19 protein-coding genes are annotated in these 16474 nt (G+C 32.1%); 3 read left to right on the top strand and 16 right to left on the bottom strand.

Annotated elements, in window-relative coordinates:
* Positions 1-65: 65 nt before the first annotated feature.
* The 5 genes from vraR to map all read right to left on the bottom strand — a co-directional run bounded on the left by vraR (position 66) and on the right by map (position 3802).
* Entirely contained in the window at positions 66-695 is a 630-nt protein-coding gene (vraR, locus tag IDG63_RS12235; protein WP_000153536.1) for a response regulator transcription factor VraR, read from the bottom strand.
* Positions 685-1728: a sensor histidine kinase VraS gene (vraS, locus tag IDG63_RS12230; protein ID WP_001017131.1), complete on the bottom strand. Its 1044-nt coding sequence runs from the start codon at positions 1726-1728 to the stop codon at positions 685-687. The genes vraR and vraS overlap by 11 nt, the downstream gene beginning before the upstream one ends.
* Positions 1725-2426, bottom strand: a complete 702-nt coding sequence (gene vraT, locus IDG63_RS12225) for a cell wall-active antibiotics response protein VraT (RefSeq protein ID WP_000149064.1) — start codon at positions 2424-2426, stop codon at positions 1725-1727. Before vraT ends, vraS begins: the two co-directional genes overlap by 4 nt.
* A gap of 14 nt (positions 2427-2440) precedes the next feature.
* A complete protein-coding gene (locus tag IDG63_RS12220) occupies positions 2441-2827 on the bottom strand; it encodes a hypothetical protein (RefSeq protein ID WP_001110179.1) in 387 nt (128 codons plus the stop codon).
* A gap of 216 nt (positions 2828-3043) precedes the next feature.
* Positions 3044-3802, bottom strand: a complete 759-nt coding sequence (gene map / locus IDG63_RS12215; RefSeq protein ID WP_000636142.1) for a type I methionyl aminopeptidase — start codon at positions 3800-3802, stop codon at positions 3044-3046.
* 530 nt (positions 3803-4332) lie between these two features.
* Between map and IDG63_RS12210 the strand changes: the two genes are divergently transcribed.
* On the top strand, positions 4333-5319 hold the full coding sequence (locus IDG63_RS12210; RefSeq protein ID WP_000999713.1) for an FUSC family protein: 987 nt from the start codon (positions 4333-4335) through the stop codon (positions 5317-5319).
* Positions 5320-5808: 489 nt separating this feature from the next.
* On the opposite strand, the gene IDG63_RS12205 is transcribed toward IDG63_RS12210, so the two are convergent.
* The 4 genes from IDG63_RS12205 to murT form a co-directional block, all read right to left on the bottom strand.
* Positions 5809-6222 carry a hypothetical protein gene (locus IDG63_RS12205; RefSeq protein WP_001566709.1) on the bottom strand — a complete coding sequence of 138 codons (414 nt, stop codon included), beginning with the start codon at positions 6220-6222 and terminating at the stop codon, positions 5809-5811.
* Between the two features lie 28 nt (positions 6223-6250).
* Complete coding sequence (locus IDG63_RS12200) at positions 6251-6361, bottom strand: hypothetical protein (protein WP_001790257.1); 111 nt, start codon at positions 6359-6361, stop codon at positions 6251-6253.
* An 85-nt stretch (positions 6362-6446) separates the two neighbouring features.
* On the bottom strand, positions 6447-7178 hold the full coding sequence (gatD, locus tag IDG63_RS12195) for a lipid II isoglutaminyl synthase subunit GatD (RefSeq protein ID WP_000544966.1): 732 nt from the start codon (positions 7176-7178) through the stop codon (positions 6447-6449).
* A gap of 1 nt (position 7179) precedes the next feature.
* Positions 7180-8493, bottom strand: coding sequence for a lipid II isoglutaminyl synthase subunit MurT (gene murT, locus IDG63_RS12190; RefSeq protein ID WP_001250336.1), 1314 nt, complete (start codon positions 8491-8493; stop codon positions 7180-7182).
* Between the two features lie 291 nt (positions 8494-8784).
* Between murT and ftnA the strand changes: the two genes are divergently transcribed.
* Positions 8785-9285, top strand: a complete 501-nt coding sequence (ftnA, locus tag IDG63_RS12185) for an H-type ferritin FtnA (protein WP_000949467.1) — start codon at positions 8785-8787, stop codon at positions 9283-9285.
* A gap of 81 nt (positions 9286-9366) precedes the next feature.
* On the opposite strand, the gene IDG63_RS12180 is transcribed toward ftnA, so the two are convergent.
* Positions 9367-9459: a hypothetical protein gene (locus tag IDG63_RS12180; RefSeq protein WP_001790679.1), complete on the bottom strand. Its 93-nt coding sequence runs from the start codon at positions 9457-9459 to the stop codon at positions 9367-9369.
* A 214-nt stretch (positions 9460-9673) separates the two neighbouring features.
* Here IDG63_RS12180 and IDG63_RS12175 point away from each other — a divergent pair, with 214 nt between their 5' ends.
* Complete coding sequence (locus IDG63_RS12175) at positions 9674-10228, top strand: 3'-5' exonuclease (RefSeq protein WP_000613733.1); 555 nt, start codon at positions 9674-9676, stop codon at positions 10226-10228.
* 67 nt (positions 10229-10295) lie between these two features.
* Here IDG63_RS12175 and dinB read toward each other — a convergent pair whose 3' ends face one another.
* The 6 genes from dinB to gatB all read right to left on the bottom strand — a co-directional run.
* Positions 10296-11366, bottom strand: a complete 1071-nt coding sequence (gene dinB / locus IDG63_RS12170; protein WP_000140176.1) for a DNA polymerase IV — start codon at positions 11364-11366, stop codon at positions 10296-10298.
* A 246-nt stretch (positions 11367-11612) separates the two neighbouring features.
* Positions 11613-12143 carry a DUF3267 domain-containing protein gene (locus IDG63_RS12165; protein ID WP_000548781.1) on the bottom strand — a complete coding sequence of 177 codons (531 nt, stop codon included), beginning with the start codon at positions 12141-12143 and terminating at the stop codon, positions 11613-11615.
* Between the two features lie 169 nt (positions 12144-12312).
* Positions 12313-13674, bottom strand: coding sequence for a 23S rRNA (uracil(1939)-C(5))-methyltransferase RlmD (gene rlmD / locus IDG63_RS12160; RefSeq protein ID WP_001147870.1), 1362 nt, complete (start codon positions 13672-13674; stop codon positions 12313-12315).
* An 80-nt stretch (positions 13675-13754) separates the two neighbouring features.
* Entirely contained in the window at positions 13755-14702 is a 948-nt protein-coding gene (locus IDG63_RS12155; RefSeq protein ID WP_001231451.1) for a diacylglycerol kinase, read from the bottom strand.
* 525 nt (positions 14703-15227) lie between these two features.
* The gene (locus tag IDG63_RS12150) at positions 15228-15374 is read right to left on the bottom strand and encodes a hypothetical protein (RefSeq protein WP_001789566.1); all 147 of its coding nucleotides are present in this window, start codon (positions 15372-15374) and stop codon (positions 15228-15230) included.
* Positions 15375-15413: 39 nt separating this feature from the next.
* Positions 15414-16474 (bottom strand): Asp-tRNA(Asn)/Glu-tRNA(Gln) amidotransferase subunit GatB (gene gatB, locus IDG63_RS12145; protein ID WP_206176444.1); only part of this gene is annotated, 1061 nt, incomplete at its 5' end.

Raw genomic sequence — 16474 nt, 5'->3', positions numbered from 1 at the left:
TTTTTGGTGTCTATTTGATGTTATATTGTGATTGGCGTAAGTAACTTTTCTTAATTCAATACGAACTATTGAATTAAATTATGTTGGAATGCATAGATGACAGCTTGTGTTCTATCTTGCACTTCTAACTTACTTAAAATGTTACTCACATGTGTCTTAACCGTTTTAATAGTAATATGCGATGCACTAGCAATTTCTTGATTTGAGTAACCTTTCGCAATCAATAATAATATTTCCATTTCTCGTTCTGTAAGCATTTCATATAACTCTGCGCGCTTTTTCATACGGTTACGCATTTTCACTAAAACTTCCGGTTCAAAAACAGATTCTCCGCTAGAAGTTTTACGAACTGCATCGGCGATATCTTTTGCACTTGTTGTTTTTAAAATGTAACTATCGACACCTGCATCTAATGCACGATATACCTCTTTATCTTCAATAAAACTAGTTAACATTAATACTTTAATTTGCGGTAAATCTTTTTTAATCTGAGTCGTCGCTTCTACACCATCCATGTCTTCCATAAGTAAATCCATTAAAATTAAATCTGGCTTCAACTCATGGGCTTTGGCAATTGCTTCCTTACCAGAAGCGCCTTCACCAACTACTTCAATATCACTTTGCGTTGATAGATAACTTGAAATTCCTATACGTACCATTTCATGATCATCCACAAACAATACTTTAATCGTCATACGAATCCTCCTTATTTAAAGGTGCTTTCACCTCGATACGTGTACCTGAATCTGGCAATGATACAATATGGAACGTTGCACCAATTTCCAAAGCTCTTTCACGCATATTTTTAAGTCCATAACTTTGTTCTAATTTTTCATCAACATTAAAACCTTTACCATTGTCTTGAATTCTCAACAATAAATAATCGTCTTTATTAAACAATTCTACTGTCACTTTTGTACCGTTTGAATGACGCAATGTATTCGAAATTGCTTCCTGTGTAATTCTGAACAAATGATCTTCAATACCTTTAGGCACTTTAAAATCTTGTATTTCATGCACAACTTTCATCGGCACTTTTTTTTGTAAATCAATAACTAAATCTTTAATACCCTCACCTAAAGATTTGTCTTTTAAACCAAGCGGTCTTAAATGTAACAGCAAAGCACGCATTTCTAACTGCGAATCTTGAACCATTTTCTCTAAAATCGGAATTTGTTGGTCTAATGGTGGTTCTAACTTCGTTTCTTTGATAGCAGATAACATCATACTTGCCGCAAAAAGTTGCTGACTAACAGAATCGTGAAGTTCTCGAGCCAGTCTTTGACGTTCATCTTCAATAATCTTTTTAACTTTCACATCATTAATATTATAATTTTCATTGGTTAAATTTTGAGTTTTAAGTCGCAACTTATGCAATTCTTGATTTAAAGGTACGAGTGTATGGTATAAATCTAACGTTTCACTATATATTTCTATATTTTGATCATTAATGCCAACTGTTTCGCCTTCCATTGAACGCTCAATTTGCGTCTTAATCCAATCATTTTGCTGATTGATTTTGTATGCGAGTACCGAACCAACAATAATACACAATAATATGATGATGAGATTTAAAAATAAAAAGACTGGTATGCCGAATATTTGTGTATAAAACATACCTTGAAAATAGATGATATTTACAAAAACTTTATCGATGAACAGAAATGCAGCTAGCATGCTATATACTAAGATTAGCATTGAACCAATTGTTCTAATGTAGTGGTTCATCGATAAATCACCTCTACGTCTCCGATAAACGTTGATACGTAGATATTAACTGTATAGTTATCCGGTTTCATCATTTCTTCAATATGAATATTGTTATTTTCAACTTTATATGATTTTTCATTCACGTAAGTACTTCCATAAAAAGCAGCTACATGTAAATTAATATTGTAATTAACCGGCAATATAACCTGCACTTTACCTAAAATGTGTCTCACAACAATGGTATTATTTTCCTTAATATTTGCAGCTTTTGTTAAGTCAATATGTAGGTCGCCAATTCCATGTTGAATTTGGACATCTTCCCACTTATATACATAAACTGGTGTACGTTGCTCACCAAACCATTTTTGTTTAATAAAAGATGGTGAAGTCATAACCTCATCCGTCGCAACTACTTTTTTTGGTTTAAATTTGTGTATTAAATAACGCACAATAAGTAGTAATAAAAAGACGAACAAGATGATGATTGTATACTTATTAGACAATAATGTGAATGCAATTAATAGCGCGCCTATCCAAAACGCTAAAAGGCCACGTATTTTATGAAAATAAAGATATCCTACATAAACTAATACACATCCCAATAATAGAACGAGTAAAAAGCCAATTTTTTCAAAAAATATGTAGTAAAAATTGGCAATAATCATTAATGCAGTAAAAATAATCAACATTTGCGTTGATATATATTTGTGTGTCATGTTTCGCCGCCTTTCTATGCCACAGCGTTCATATAATTTATTAGATACGATGTTTTTTCTGTTGCTATTTTTTCAGTTGAAGTTTGTTGAATTTGAGTTTCAATTTGTGCATAATATGCTTCAACTTTATTCAACTCTGATTTAATATTTTCAATTTCTTGATTATTGATTTCTCTTGCACATTGAATTTGAAATGCTTCAGCAATATCAATATATTTATTTTCTAATGTTAGCATTAGACTGTCAATTAACTTGCTAAGTTGTTCTTTTTTAGTAATTAAATAACGCATATAATCATCTAAATTTTTCATTTTTTCATCTAGCATTAAAAGGTAGTGCTTGATATTATTTCTTACTGTTGCTCTCAAAAACTGTTCAATATAACGTTCAACATAGTTCATAACTATCACCTTTTATAATAAGTTTTAAAATACCAAATGCGCTATGTATCTTCGTTGATGTCGATGATATGTTTGCTTAAAGACTACTTTATTACAACATATTTTTGAAATGACGCATTGATTGTGTTCTTAATTATTATAAAACAGTTCCGAAACCAATATGAATAGGCTCCGGAACTAAATGATGTTCATACTTTAGTCTTAGTATATGTTGAACTATTCTTCTTCAATTTTTGTCGTTAAAATCGGACCATCCTTAGTCACGATAACCGTATGCTCAATTTGAGCAACAAAACTTTTATCGCTCGTTTCAAAAGCCCATTCATTTTTACCTTCTGTAACAAATGATGCATTTGATGAGATAAACGGTTCAATAGCTAATACCATACCTTCAGTTAATAATGTTTTGTCTTTTGGATCAAAGTAATTAAGTACATGTGCTGGTGCTTCATGTAATGATAAACCAACACCATGACCTGTTAAGTTTTTAATGACTTTCAAATCATTTTGTCTAGCTGTATTATGCACCGCTTTACCAATGTTACTTAACTTAGTACCCGGTTTTACTTTTGCAATTGCATTCTCAAATGCCATCGTTGCTACGTCACATACTTTTTGTTTCATTGGATCATCTGATTCTCCAACGACAAATGAAATGCCTGTATCTGCATAATAGCCATTCTTCAAAGCCGATACATCAATATTTACTAAATCTCCTTCACGAATGACACGCTTACTTGGAATCCCATGTGCCACCTCTTCATTGACACTAATACACGTTTGACCAGGAAAATTTTCATCATGAATTGGCGCAGAAATAGCACCGTATTCTTCAAATAACTCTTTCGCAATATTATCAAGCTCTTTCGTAGTGATACCTGGTTTGGTTGCAGCTTGCATTGTATTGCGCACTTTAGCGCATATGTATCCAATTTCTTTTAACGCTTGTAATTCTTCTTCTGTTTTTACAATCATTTTATCCCGTTCCTTTTTTATATAATTATAACTTATTATAGCAAAAATTCTTTGATATACTAAAGATGTTACTTTAGTATTTTGGAAAGTGAGTGAGACATAGTGTGATAAAGAAAAAATATTTCTTTATCGTTGTACCCCAACTTGCATTGCCTGTAGAAATTGTAGATCCAATTTCTCTATGTTGGGGCCCCGCCAACCTGCACATTATCGTAAGCTGACTTTTCGTCAGCTTCTGTGTTGGGGCCCACACCCCAACTTGCATTGCCTGTAGAATTTCTTTTTTGAAATTCTCTATGTTGGGGCCCCGGACTATAATTGAAAAATGCTTGTTACAAGTGCATTTTATTTCAGTCAATTACTAACAATATAACATTGTGGAGCCCAGAACTTTGATTAATGTATATGAAAATCAAAGTAATGCTTAAGTATGATTATTTCAAATATTTTACATACATGAACTTTTCCAATGTACGATACTATTATTATAAAGCGCTCGCTAAGATTTTACGATGATTAGAGGTTAAAAAATGAACGATCAATGGTATAAACATTTAATTGGTGCCAGAACAATTAAAACTGGTATTGCCATTTTTTTAACAGCTGTCTTTTGTATGGCACTAGATTTAACACCCATCTATGCCATTTTAACAGCTGTAGTCACAATTGAACCAACTGCCAAGGCATCACTTATTAAAGGTTATCGTAGATTACCTGCTACGGTAATTGGTGCAGGCTTTGCAGTATTATTTACATATTTATTCGGCGATCAATCACCTTTTACATATGCATTGAGTGCAACGTTCACGATTTTATTCTGTACAAAACTCAAATTGCAAGTTGGTACGAATGTCGCTGTACTAACATCATTAGCTATGATTCCAGGTATTCATGATGCCTACATATTCAACTTTTTGTCTCGAACATTGACAGCAATTATTGGACTCGTGACATCAGGTTTAATTAACTTCATGGTGTTTCCACCTAAGTATTATGGTCAGGTCGAAGAAAAATTAAGTAAGACAGATGCCTTGATGTATAAATTATTTTACAATCGCTGCCAAGAACTTATCTTATCAAGACTGCAATCTGATAAAAGCGAAAAAGCATATAAAAATATTTTCAATTTAAATAATCAAGTTGAAACGTTAATAAGTTATCAACGTGATGAATTAAGCTATCATAAGAAAAAAGAATGTGATTGGAAATTACTCAATCAATTAACTAAACGTGCATATACGAATCGTTTGTTTATCACTCATTTATCAAATATCATTTACTTGCCTAAAAATACTCGTGTTAACTTTTCAGGTGACGAAAAAATGGCATTGCTAAAAATTAGTAGTAGCATCAAAGATATATTTTATGATGGTTCTTTTAAGAGAGAAGATGATTCTGTAGAAACTTTACGTTCGACTATAAAAGCACTTGAAATTAGTGGTGAAAATCAAATTAAAAGTCATATACTATACGAAGTTCTAATGATTTATCGACTGCTAGACAGCAGATATGCTTAATTTAAGTACCTTATGCTAATTGGCACCATGGGAGTGGGACAGAAATGATATTTTCGTAAAATTTATTTCGTCGTCCCACCCCAACTCGCATTGCCTGTAGAATTTCTTTTCGAAATTCTCTGTGTTGGGGCCCACACCCCAACTTGCATTGTCTGTTGAAATTGGGAATCCAATTTCTCTTTGTTGGGGCCCACACCCCAACTTGCATTGTCTGTAGAAATTGGGAATCCAATTTCTCTTTGTTGGGGCCCCTGACTAGAATTGAAAAAAGCTTGTTACAAGCGCATTTTCGTTCAGTCAACTACTGCCAATATAACTTCGTAGAGCATAGAACATTGATTTATGTCCCCGCCTCTTTTTATCGTATATAGCATGTCCCTTTTTAAAATTACAAGCATAAATATTCAGACTCAAATATAGCCACACGCCTAAACTACGGAGGGATGTGGCTGTCTTTTTTGATTGTAATTATCTATCAGATTTAAATCATTAATGTAAAGAGGCTAATTCATTAATAAATTTAGTAAAATCTGATTTAGCAACATTTATCCTTAATGAAATACCAGATTCTGTTGCCATGTTTGAATGCCTTAAACCAGAATCAAAATCAATATAAATACAAAGCAGTTCTTGATTAAAATCAATAATTGTAAAATGTAAATCAGGTTCTATAAAATATATTTCAGTAACAGGATTGTCGTAATCCATATGTTTCAAATTGTCCATGTCACTATCAAAAAGTGCAAATTCAAATTTAACTTCTTGATCTTCGAAAGTTGCACTAGTGTCGAAATAATAAATTTTATTATCTTCTTCGATAACTACATCTTTTAAAATAAATGTTATCGATGTTTTGCTATGTAAATAAGATGCATCTTTTAATATCACTTTAGTAGGCTTCATCGTCAAATTCCTTTCATCATTCATTTTTTCATGTTGCATAATCACCATTACTATTGATAATTCTAGGATAGATACTCATTGTATAATAATTATTCACTAGAACAAAAAAACACACATCAATTTGGTTGTTTCCATCCAAAATAATGTGTGTGTTTATACATATATGATTAATTACTAAACTTCATCGTTTATCAATATTAAATCCATTGATGCGATGTTCAGAGTTAACGAGATTTCTTCTGTCTATTTGCTCTGTCTATTAATACTTGTTTCGCTTGTATTTCCGCTTCATTATCTATTTCTTTAGGCTCAAACGGAATACCCTTACGTTCACAAGCTTTTTCTAACAGATAATCAGTGATTTCGTAATTTTTAGGTAAAATTGGTCCGTGTAAATAAGTACCTAATAAATTTTTATAATGAATGCCTTCTTTTTTATCTTCATCATTATTACCATAACCAAAAGTGACATGACCAAGTGTACCGAAATCATGATATGTTCTACCACCGTGATTTTCAAAACCTACAATAGTTCCAAAAGTATCACTTTCGATAATAATATCTCCTGTTAATCGATTTGTCTTTGATTCAGTATAAAAATCTAAAATACCTAACCCTTCTAATTCTGTACCATCAGGCGTGATATATTTTTTTCCTAAAAATTGATAGCCTCCACAAATTGTTAATCCCGGCATACCATCTTCAATCGCTTCTTTAAGTGGTGTCTTAATTTTACTTAATTCTTTTGTTGCTAATGCTTGTTCTCTATCACTTCCACCACCGATAAAGAAAATATCACATTCATCAAAGGTAATACCTTCTGTTTCATTGATTTCTACGACATTAACTTTAATATTTCGTTTTTTAGCACGTTGTCTTAAAGCAATAATATTTCCTATATCACTGTATAAATTCAATTTATCTGACATAAAATGATAAATAGTCAATTCATGCATATTATGATTGACCTCCTTCAAACGAACGGTTTAATTGTTCAAGCATAGGCGCTAATGATGTATAGTTTGGTATTGCAACTGTGAAACCTTTATAATCCATAGTCTTTGCCGTTGCTTTATAAATATCACGCTCAACTATAATTGGTACTTCAACCTCTGCTAACTTCAATCGCAATTGAAGTTCTTCTGCTCGTGTACCTGTCACGATGATAGCTTCAATTTGTTGCTTAGATAATTTTTCAAAATCTGCATCATAAATCCATGAAGTATCTCGACCATCTGCAGCGTTATCATTTAGCGAAATAACATACACTTTTTCGCCTTCTAATTGTTCACCAACTGATAAACTTGCATTCATTCCTGCAGGATTTTTAGCTAAATTGATCATCGCTTCTTTTCGTTCTTTTTTAAAGTACTGCATACGACCATTGTCTGATGTATACGTTTCAAAGCCATTTTTAATTGTTTGTTCATTTAACCCTAGCTCTCTTAAAACAGTATATGCTGCTAACGCGTTATAAGCGTTAAAGTCACCTGCAATTTTCATATCATATTTTTCATCATTGATATTTAAATATAAAAACGGTGCCACATCAAAACTTGATATTTCATATTTTGCTTGCTCTCGTTTGAAACCACACTGACAGTGATAATGACCAATTTGATTATAATGAATATAATCGTATTGCAATAAGCGACCACAGTTTGGACAATATCTACTTTCATTCATCGTACTTTGTTCAAATTCATGGGCATGTGCTTTCATACCATAGTACACAATCGTATCACTTGCGATTTTCAAACGACTCACAAATGGATCATCAGCATTTAGCAATAATTTGATGCCTTTATTACTAATTGTCTCTGCAATGTTATTAACCATAATATCAATTTCACCGAAGCGATCCATTTGATCTCTAAAGAAATTAGTAAATACCATCATTGAAGGTGTAACTTCTTTTAACACACGTGGAATCGAACCTTCATCAATTTCGATTACCGCAATTTTAGTCTTAGGTGTTGATTGCATGATGAATGCAGAAGTTATACCTGCAGCCATATTAGCACCTTCATTATTGTGTATAATTTGAATATTATTTGCTTTTAAAGTATGTCCAATTAAGTTTGAAGTCGTTGTTTTACCATTTGTTCCACTGATAAATACAATATCATCAACTTGCTCTGCTAATTTTCTTAATATATCTGTATCCACTTTTCTAGCGATTTGTCCAGGTAAATCTGTTCCTCTTTTACCTACTGCTCTACTTGCTTTACGCGCCAATTTCGCTAGATGGATTGCCGTCCACTGTCTCATGTGTTTCCTCCTCAAATTTCCACTCGCATCATTATAACATGACAAGGCAACTTCAAAAAAGTTTCTCAATCACAAATTGATACAGTGTTTCTAAATTATAATCATTCTCATTTAGATAATTAAAAATGATATTTATTCTCAATTAAATATCGCTAAATGATACATTTTCTCAATTAGAGTGCTAAAATAAGGCATTAAATTATAATTATTATTATTTACAATTGAGAATGAGTTTGTTATACTAAGTTTAATTCATAGTAATTTTAATTTACAAATAAGAGGTGTATCAAAATGTTAAGTAAAAATTTATTAGAAGCATTAAATGATCAAATGAACCATGAGTACTTTGCAGCACACGCATATATGGCAATGGCAGCATACTGTGATAAAGAATCGTACGAAGGATTTGCAAACTTCTTCATTCAACAAGCTAAAGAAGAACGTTTCCATGGACAAAAGATTTATAACTATATTAACGACAGAGGTGCACATGCAGAATTCAGAGCAGTTTCAGCACCAAAAATTGACTTTTCAAGCATACTAGAAACTTTCAAAGACAGCTTATCTCAAGAACAAGAAGTAACAAGACGTTTCTATAACTTATCTGAAATCGCTCGTCAAGATAAAGATTATGCAACTATCTCATTCTTAAACTGGTTCTTAGATGAACAAGTCGAAGAAGAATCAATGTTTGAAACGCACATCAATTATTTAACTCGTATCGGCGATGACAGCAATGCATTATATCTTTACGAAAAAGAACTTGGCGCTCGTACATTCGACGAAGAATAATTAAACATCACTACAATAGACAGATAAATATCATACGACATGATAGGCATTTGGGTCACTTACAATAACCCAATGTCTATATTATTTTGCTTTACGGAGATCACTAGATTCATTTTCTGAATCATTGATCTGCGTTTTTTCATTTTCAAGGCTAATTATTGTATTTTTAGTCATTTATTTTTTAAACTACTAATGTTAATAACTCTAAATTTGATGTTGAATTAATTTGACGATTTTAAAGCATATCATCATTTACTTTTTAATCAGAGTTACATCCAAATGATAGATTTCACGTTATACCTTCACGTATAATATTATGTATCGTTTGTAAGCAAATGACTAAAAGTCTATTAATATATACATTTAATTAATTGAAAGGATTGACTACATGATACAAGATGCGTTTGTTGCACTTGATTTTGAAACAGCAAATGGTAAACGTACAAGTATTTGTTCTGTCGGAATGGTTAAAGTCATTGATAGTCAAATAACAGAAACATTTCATACTCTTGTGAATCCGCAAGACTATTTTTCACAACAAAATATTAAAATTCATGGCATACAACCAGAAGATGTTGAAAATGCACCTACGTTTGACTACGTATTTCCATATATGATGCAATTTATTGCAGATTTACCTGTTGTCGCACATAACGCGGCATTTGATATGAACGTCTTACATCAAAGCATTCAAAATATTGGTTTACCAACTCCAAATTTAACTTACTTTTGTAGTTATCAACTTGCTAAAAGAACCGTTGATTCGTATCGATACGGTTTAAAACATATGATGGAGTTTTATCAATTAGATTTTCATGGTCATCATGATGCATTGAATGATGCCAAAGCATGCGCAATGATTACTTTTAGGCTACTGAAAAATTATGAAAATTTAACATATGTAACTAATATTTATGGTAAAAATCTAAAAGATAAAGGCTAGGACTAAATAAAATACTCCCTTCAAAAGTAAGCATTGTAAAAATGTAAACTTTGCAGGGAGCTTTATTTTATATAAAGTCATATATCGTCATATTTTTATAAGTTGATTGTTCTAAATTACCTACAGTGACACCAATAAGTCGAATTGGTACATCAGGGTCTTTTAAATCGTTATAAAGTAAATATGCAATATTATAAATATCTTCTTCAGAACTAACCGAATCTCTTAAACTCATCTGTTTAGATAGCGTTTCAAATTGATAAGTTTTAATTTTAACCGTTACAGTTTTAGCTGACTTCTGTAATTTATTTAGACGTTCAGCTGTTTTACCTGACAATTCCCATACTTTTCTTAAAATCTCTTCATCATCATTCACGTCTGTTGCAAATGTGCGTTCAGTCCCTACTGATTTTCTTACTCTTGATGATTTCACTTCACTATGGTCAATACCGCGTGCCTTGTTATATAAACCCCGACCTCTTTTTCCAAACAAACGTATTAATTCAAATTCCGTTTTCTCATATAAATCTCTACCGTTAAAAATACCATTATCATGCATTACTTTTTTGGAAGCTTTACCTACGCCTGGAAAATCTCCAATATCCAATGTCATCAAAATATCATGGACATTTTGATAATCAATCACAGTCATACCATCAGGTTTATTCATACCACTCGCTAATTTAGCTAAAAATTTGTTATAAGAAACACCTGCAGATGCTGTTAAATGTGTCTGCTCTAGAATATCTTTTCTAATATACTGAGCAATTTTCGAAGCAGGAAGGTCTGGTCTCACTAATTCTGTAATATCTAAATACGCTTCATCCAATGACATCGGTTCTACCTTATCTGTATAACTTCGGAAAATAGACATAATCTGCGCAGATGTTTCTCGGTAAGCACCAAAATTACTTGTGACAAAGTATCCATTTGGACATAATTTATGCGCTTGTGACATAGGCATTGCTGAATGGACGCCGTATTTTCGTGCTTCATAGGATGCCGTAGAGACAACACCCCTACTGCTTGCTTTACCACCAACAATGACTGGTTTCCCTTTCAATTTGGGGTTATCTCTCATTTCGACTTGTGCAAAAAAATAGTCCATATCTATATGAATAATTCGTCTCTCAGTCAAGTGCTCACCTCCCTACTAATTTTTACTTTTATAACGCACAAAAATATCTCAACATAATTATACGCTGTGTACGATTTTTTTACATAAATCTTGCACTTAGCGATAACTATATTGAGATAACTACAAGTTGTTATAAAATCAATTGCTATTTAAGCATGATGATGAAGACGATTGAGTAAGAAAACATAGGTAATCTGAAATAATTCAAGCAAATTCATTTTGTTGGTATCATCATATTAAAATTTATTATTGAGTCGGCTTTTGATGATACAAATAAATACTATCTTCATCTTGTTGAACATATTTAAAACTACTAGATATTGTTAATGCAACAAGCAGAATATCTATAAAGCAATAAGCGGTATGCATACTAAACATAAAAATAAGTGATGAATAACCAAATACCTTAATTAAAATAAGCAAGCCAGTACTTAATAAGATTAGTGGTGACAGCATAATAATTGAGAATTGCCATTTGTTGAAGCAAGCATCTGCTGTTTGGAATAAGATTCTGTCTTTTTTTATATTAAACATAGGTTTGCTATCTTTTTTAAATAAAAGAAATAATGCTCTATGGATAAGTTCATGTAAAATCAATAAAATAATGAATCCAGCAAACCCATATACAAGATTGATGATGATATTTTGATCGACAACCGCTGTGACACCTAACGCCCACTTATACGTAAATAAAATCACGAATAACGCAATAACAAGTTGCAAGATAATAAACCTTCGCATTTGAAAATTATTTGTCGTTAAATCAATTTTATGCATTACCAACCCTCCCGATCATGACATTCTTATTCTTCTTTAAATATAGTATACAATGTCACATTTAATTTAAAAAGTTCATATCAAGAAAGTAAATTGGCTGTAATAAAATTTTAATATACGACTTCTTTCTTCACTTATTAAGGCGAAATTTTATCTCAAATCATGTGCGCTATTTCAAATTGAATAATGCCACTGTCTCAACATGTGTTGTTTGTGGAAACATATCTACCGGTGTTACCTCTTCAAGTTGATATTTTTCAGCTAATAATAATGCATCACGTTGCTGTGTTGCGGGATTACATGAAATATAGACAATACGCTTAGGTTCTAATGTAAGCAAAGTCTGAATAAACGTTTCGTCACAGCCCTTTCTTGGCGGATCAACCATTACAACATCTGGTTTAATCCCTTGTGCTTTCCATTGTAAAATAACTTCTTCAGCTTTCCCACAGACAAAAGTTGTATTATTGCATTGGTTTATAGTCGCATTTTGTTGTGCGTCTTCAATTGCAGAAGGTACTACTTCAACACCGTATACATGTTTTGCATGTGGTGCCATATATAGCCCTATTGTTCCAATACCACAATAGGTATCTAATACAACTTCATTACCTGTCAATTGCGCATACTCAATTGCTTTATTATATAATTTCTCTGTTTGTTCAGAATTAATTTGGTAGAATGACTGATCACTTATTTTAAATGTACTATCTGTTAATTGATCAATAATTGTATCTTTACCATATAGCGTTATAGATTGACGTCCCATAATAACATTAGAATGGCTATCATTAATGTTTTGTTTAATGCTTGTCACATTAGGAAATGCATCTAATATCTTCTCAACAACAGCATTTTTTTGTGACCACTTTTTACCATTAGTTACAAAAATAATCATCATTTCGTCTGTATGATATCCTGTTCTTACAACCAAATGTCTCATTAAACCTTTTTTCAATTGTTCTTGATAAATACTTACATTTAAATCTTTTAAAATAGATTTAACTTCATTCATCACTTCTTGATGTTGTGAATCTTGTATTAAACAACTTTCCATGTCAATAATGTCATGGCTTCTTTGACGATAAAAGCCCATAATAACTTCATTCTGTTCATTCTTACCAACTGGAATCTGGGACTTGTTTCGATATCTCCAAGGATCTGTCATGCCAACTGTATCGTTAATCTTAGAATTATCAAAATGCGCTTTTCGCTGAAACAAATTAATCACTTGTTCCTTTTTCATTTCAAGTTGCGCTTCGTAAGATAAGTGTTGAAGTTGGCACCCACCACAACGTTCATAATATATACATGGCGGTGCAACACGATTCTCACTTCTCGTATTTATATTAAGCAACTTACCTATCGCAAAGTTCTTTTTTACTTTGATAATTTTATATTCAATTTGTTCATTAATTAAAGCTTGTGGTATGAAAATAGGAAAGCGATCTATTTTTACGACACCATGGCCTTCATGCGTTAAATCAACAACTGTTCCCGTTTTTATGTCATTTTTAGCTATTGCTTGCAAAATTTTACCTCCAAAATGAACAGGTTAGGAACAAAATTATGCGCTTCCTAACCTGCCATTATATATTTCACTATTTCTGTTTATTCTTCGATTAAATTGTCATCAACATGATCATTATTTATTAACTCTTCATTTACAATATCATTAGGTGCAAAGACATCTATATGACGTTCTAGATTTAAGAAATTCGCTGGTAATTTACCACCATATTCTCCATCTACATTTAGTTGTAAGTCTGTGAATGATGAAATATTAATTGCCTTTGCTTTTTCATAAATAACTTTAGGATGCTTAGTATGTTCTCCTCTTGAAGCTAAAGTCATAATATGACCAAGTTCTGCAAGGTTTGATTTTTCAACTATAATTAACGTAAAATAGCCGTCATCTAACTTAGCGTCCGGCACTAATTTTTCAAATCCTGCCATTGAATTTGTTAAACCTAAAAAGAATAATAATGCTTCTCCTTGGAAAACATTACCATCATATTCAATTCTTAAATCTACAGCTTTCATTTGAGGTAACATTTCGAAACCTTTGATGTAATAAGCAAATGGACCAACAATAGATTTCAATTTACTCGGTGTTTCATAAGAGACTTGCGTCAATTGTCCGCCTGCAGCTAAATTAATAAAGTATCGATTATTCATTTTACCAATATCTACTTTAGTAGAATGACCTTCAATGATGACATCAAGTGCCCCCATGATGTCATTAGGTATATGCAATGCACGTCCAAAGTCATTAACAGTACCCATAGGAATGACACCTAGCTTAGGACGATTAGGCTTTTCTGCGATACCATTAACTACTTCATTTAATGTTCCATCACCACCTGCAGCGATTAATACATCATAATTTTCATGCATAGCTCTTTCTGCTTCAAGTGTGGCATCACCTATTTTCTCGGTTGCATATGCACTCGTTTCATATCCCGCTTTTTCTAATTTTATTAAGGCATCAGGTAATTCTCTTTTAAATAGCTCTTTACCTGATGTCGGGTTATAAATGATTCTAGCACGTTTCCTCATATCTTATCCCTCTACTTAAAATTCATATATTTTAACTTCATCTTTGTTTCGTCTAATAGGGAGTGGGACAGAAATAATATTTAACAAAATTTATTTCGTTCTACCCCAACTTGCATTGTCTGTAGAATTTCCTTTCGAAATTCTCTTTGTTTGGGGCCCCACCCCAACTTGCACATTATTGTAAGCTGACAGAAAGTCAGCTTCTATGTTGGGGCCCCACTAGAATTGAAAAAAGCTTGTTACAAGCGTATTTTCTTTCAGTCAACTACTGCCAATATAACATTGTAGTGCCTAGGACATTGAATTTATGACCCAGGCTCAGTCTTATTTCATCATTCTTAATATCGTTAAAGACCAACTTGTATCTTAAACAAATACTATCTCAATATGTACAAAGCTTGTTATTTATTCAGCATTTTTTGCCGTTCTTCATTATATAGACTTCGTCAGTTATGCTATTTTACCTTTAAAATGATGTTGTAAATATAATGTTGTCTTTATACAAAAATGTTTTATACCTTTTTATTATACAGTTTGCCTTAATATAATTAAAGCTAACGCATTAATAAAATTAATATTTTTACCATTAACATGTACAATGAATAAAGTTAAAAGTAATATGACTTCTATAGATATAAATAAACCCTCGATTGCATCTAAGTCAGCAATCAAGGGTTTATTTTTTAAATCTTCATAGTTTGATGATTTAAATTATCTTTTATCTAATTCTTGTTTTAATAGTTGATTTACTAATTGTGGATTAGCTTGACCTTTAGACGCTTTCATAATTTGACCAACTAAGAAGCCCATAGCTTTGCCTTTACCATTTTTGTAATCTTCAACTGATTGTTCGTTATTGTCTAATGCTTCATTTACAAATTTTAGAAGTGTTGCTTCATCAGAAATTTGAACTAAGCCATTATCTTCCATAATCTGTTTAGCATTACCACCTTTAGCTGCTAACTCTGGGAAGACTTTCTTCGCAATTTTACTGCTCATTGTTCCGTCTTCGATAAGTTTAATCATACCTGCTAAATTTTCTGGTGTTAATTTAGTATCTAATAATTCTACTTGATTTTTATTTAAATATTCGTTTACGCCACCCATTAACCAGTTAGATGTTAATTTAACATCTGCACCGTGTTCAATTGTTGATTCAAAGAAATCTGACATTTCTTTAGTCAAAGTTAATACGTGTGCATCGTATGCAGGTAAACCTAATTCATTTACATACTTAGCCTTACGCTCATCTGGTAATTCAGGAATTGTCTGACGAACACGCTCTTTCCAAGCATCATCAATATATAAAGGTACAATGTCAGGCTCTGGGAAGTAACGGTAATCATCAGAACCTTCTTTAACACGCATTAAAATTGTTTTACCTGTTGATTCATCAAATCGACGTGTTTCTTGTCCGATTTCTCCACCATTTAACAATTCTTCTTCTTGGCGTTTTTCTTCATATTCTAAACCTTTACGTACATAGTTAAATGAGTTTAAGTTTTTCAATTCGGCTTTAGTACCAAATTTTTCTTGACCATATGGACGTAAAGAGATGTTAGCATCACAACGTAAAGATCCCTCTTCCATCTTAACGTCTGATACACCAGTGTATTGAATAATTGAACGTAATTTTTCTAAATATGCATATGCTTCTTTAGGTGAACGAATATCTGGTTCAGATACGATTTCAATTAGCGGTGTACCTTGACGGTTCAAGTCAACTAATGAATACTCACCTTTATGTGTTGACTTACCAGCATCTTCTTCCA

Source organism: Staphylococcus sp. EG-SA-14 (genome assembly GCF_017151935.1).
Lineage (GTDB): Bacteria > Bacillota > Bacilli > Staphylococcales > Staphylococcaceae > Staphylococcus > Staphylococcus aureus.
The sequence above is the reverse complement of the archived record's forward strand: the minus strand, read 5'-3'. Positions and strand labels throughout refer to the sequence as shown.

Bases quoted from the DNA above. Each gene is read 5' to 3' on its own strand.
- IDG63_RS12210 (WP_000999713.1), top strand. From the start codon at position 4,333: ATGAACGATCAATGGTATAAACATTTAATTGGTGCCAGAACAATTAAA.
- IDG63_RS12175 (WP_000613733.1), top strand. From the start codon at position 9,674: ATGATACAAGATGCGTTTGTTGCACTTGATTTTGAAACAGCAAATGGT.
- IDG63_RS12180 (WP_001790679.1), bottom strand. From the start codon at position 9,459: ATGACTAAAAATACAATAATTAGCCTTGAAAATGAAAAAACGCAGATC.
- IDG63_RS12205 (WP_001566709.1), bottom strand. From the start codon at position 6,222: ATGAAGCCTACTAAAGTGATATTAAAAGATGCATCTTATTTACATAGC.
- map (WP_000636142.1), bottom strand. From the start codon at position 3,802: ATGATTGTAAAAACAGAAGAAGAATTACAAGCGTTAAAAGAAATTGGA.
- ftnA (WP_000949467.1), top strand. From the start codon at position 8,785: ATGTTAAGTAAAAATTTATTAGAAGCATTAAATGATCAAATGAACCAT.
- IDG63_RS12220 (WP_001110179.1), bottom strand. From the start codon at position 2,827: ATGAACTATGTTGAACGTTATATTGAACAGTTTTTGAGAGCAACAGTA.
- IDG63_RS12155 (WP_001231451.1), bottom strand. From the start codon at position 14,702: ATGAGGAAACGTGCTAGAATCATTTATAACCCGACATCAGGTAAAGAG.
- vraT (WP_000149064.1), bottom strand. From the start codon at position 2,426: ATGACACACAAATATATATCAACGCAAATGTTGATTATTTTTACTGCA.
- gatD (WP_000544966.1), bottom strand. From the start codon at position 7,178: ATGCATGAATTGACTATTTATCATTTTATGTCAGATAAATTGAATTTA.
- vraR (WP_000153536.1), bottom strand. From the start codon at position 695: ATGACGATTAAAGTATTGTTTGTGGATGATCATGAAATGGTACGTATA.
- murT (WP_001250336.1), bottom strand. From the start codon at position 8,493: ATGAGACAGTGGACGGCAATCCATCTAGCGAAATTGGCGCGTAAAGCA.
- vraS (WP_001017131.1), bottom strand. From the start codon at position 1,728: ATGAACCACTACATTAGAACAATTGGTTCAATGCTAATCTTAGTATAT.
- IDG63_RS12165 (WP_000548781.1), bottom strand. From the start codon at position 12,143: ATGCATAAAATTGATTTAACGACAAATAATTTTCAAATGCGAAGGTTT.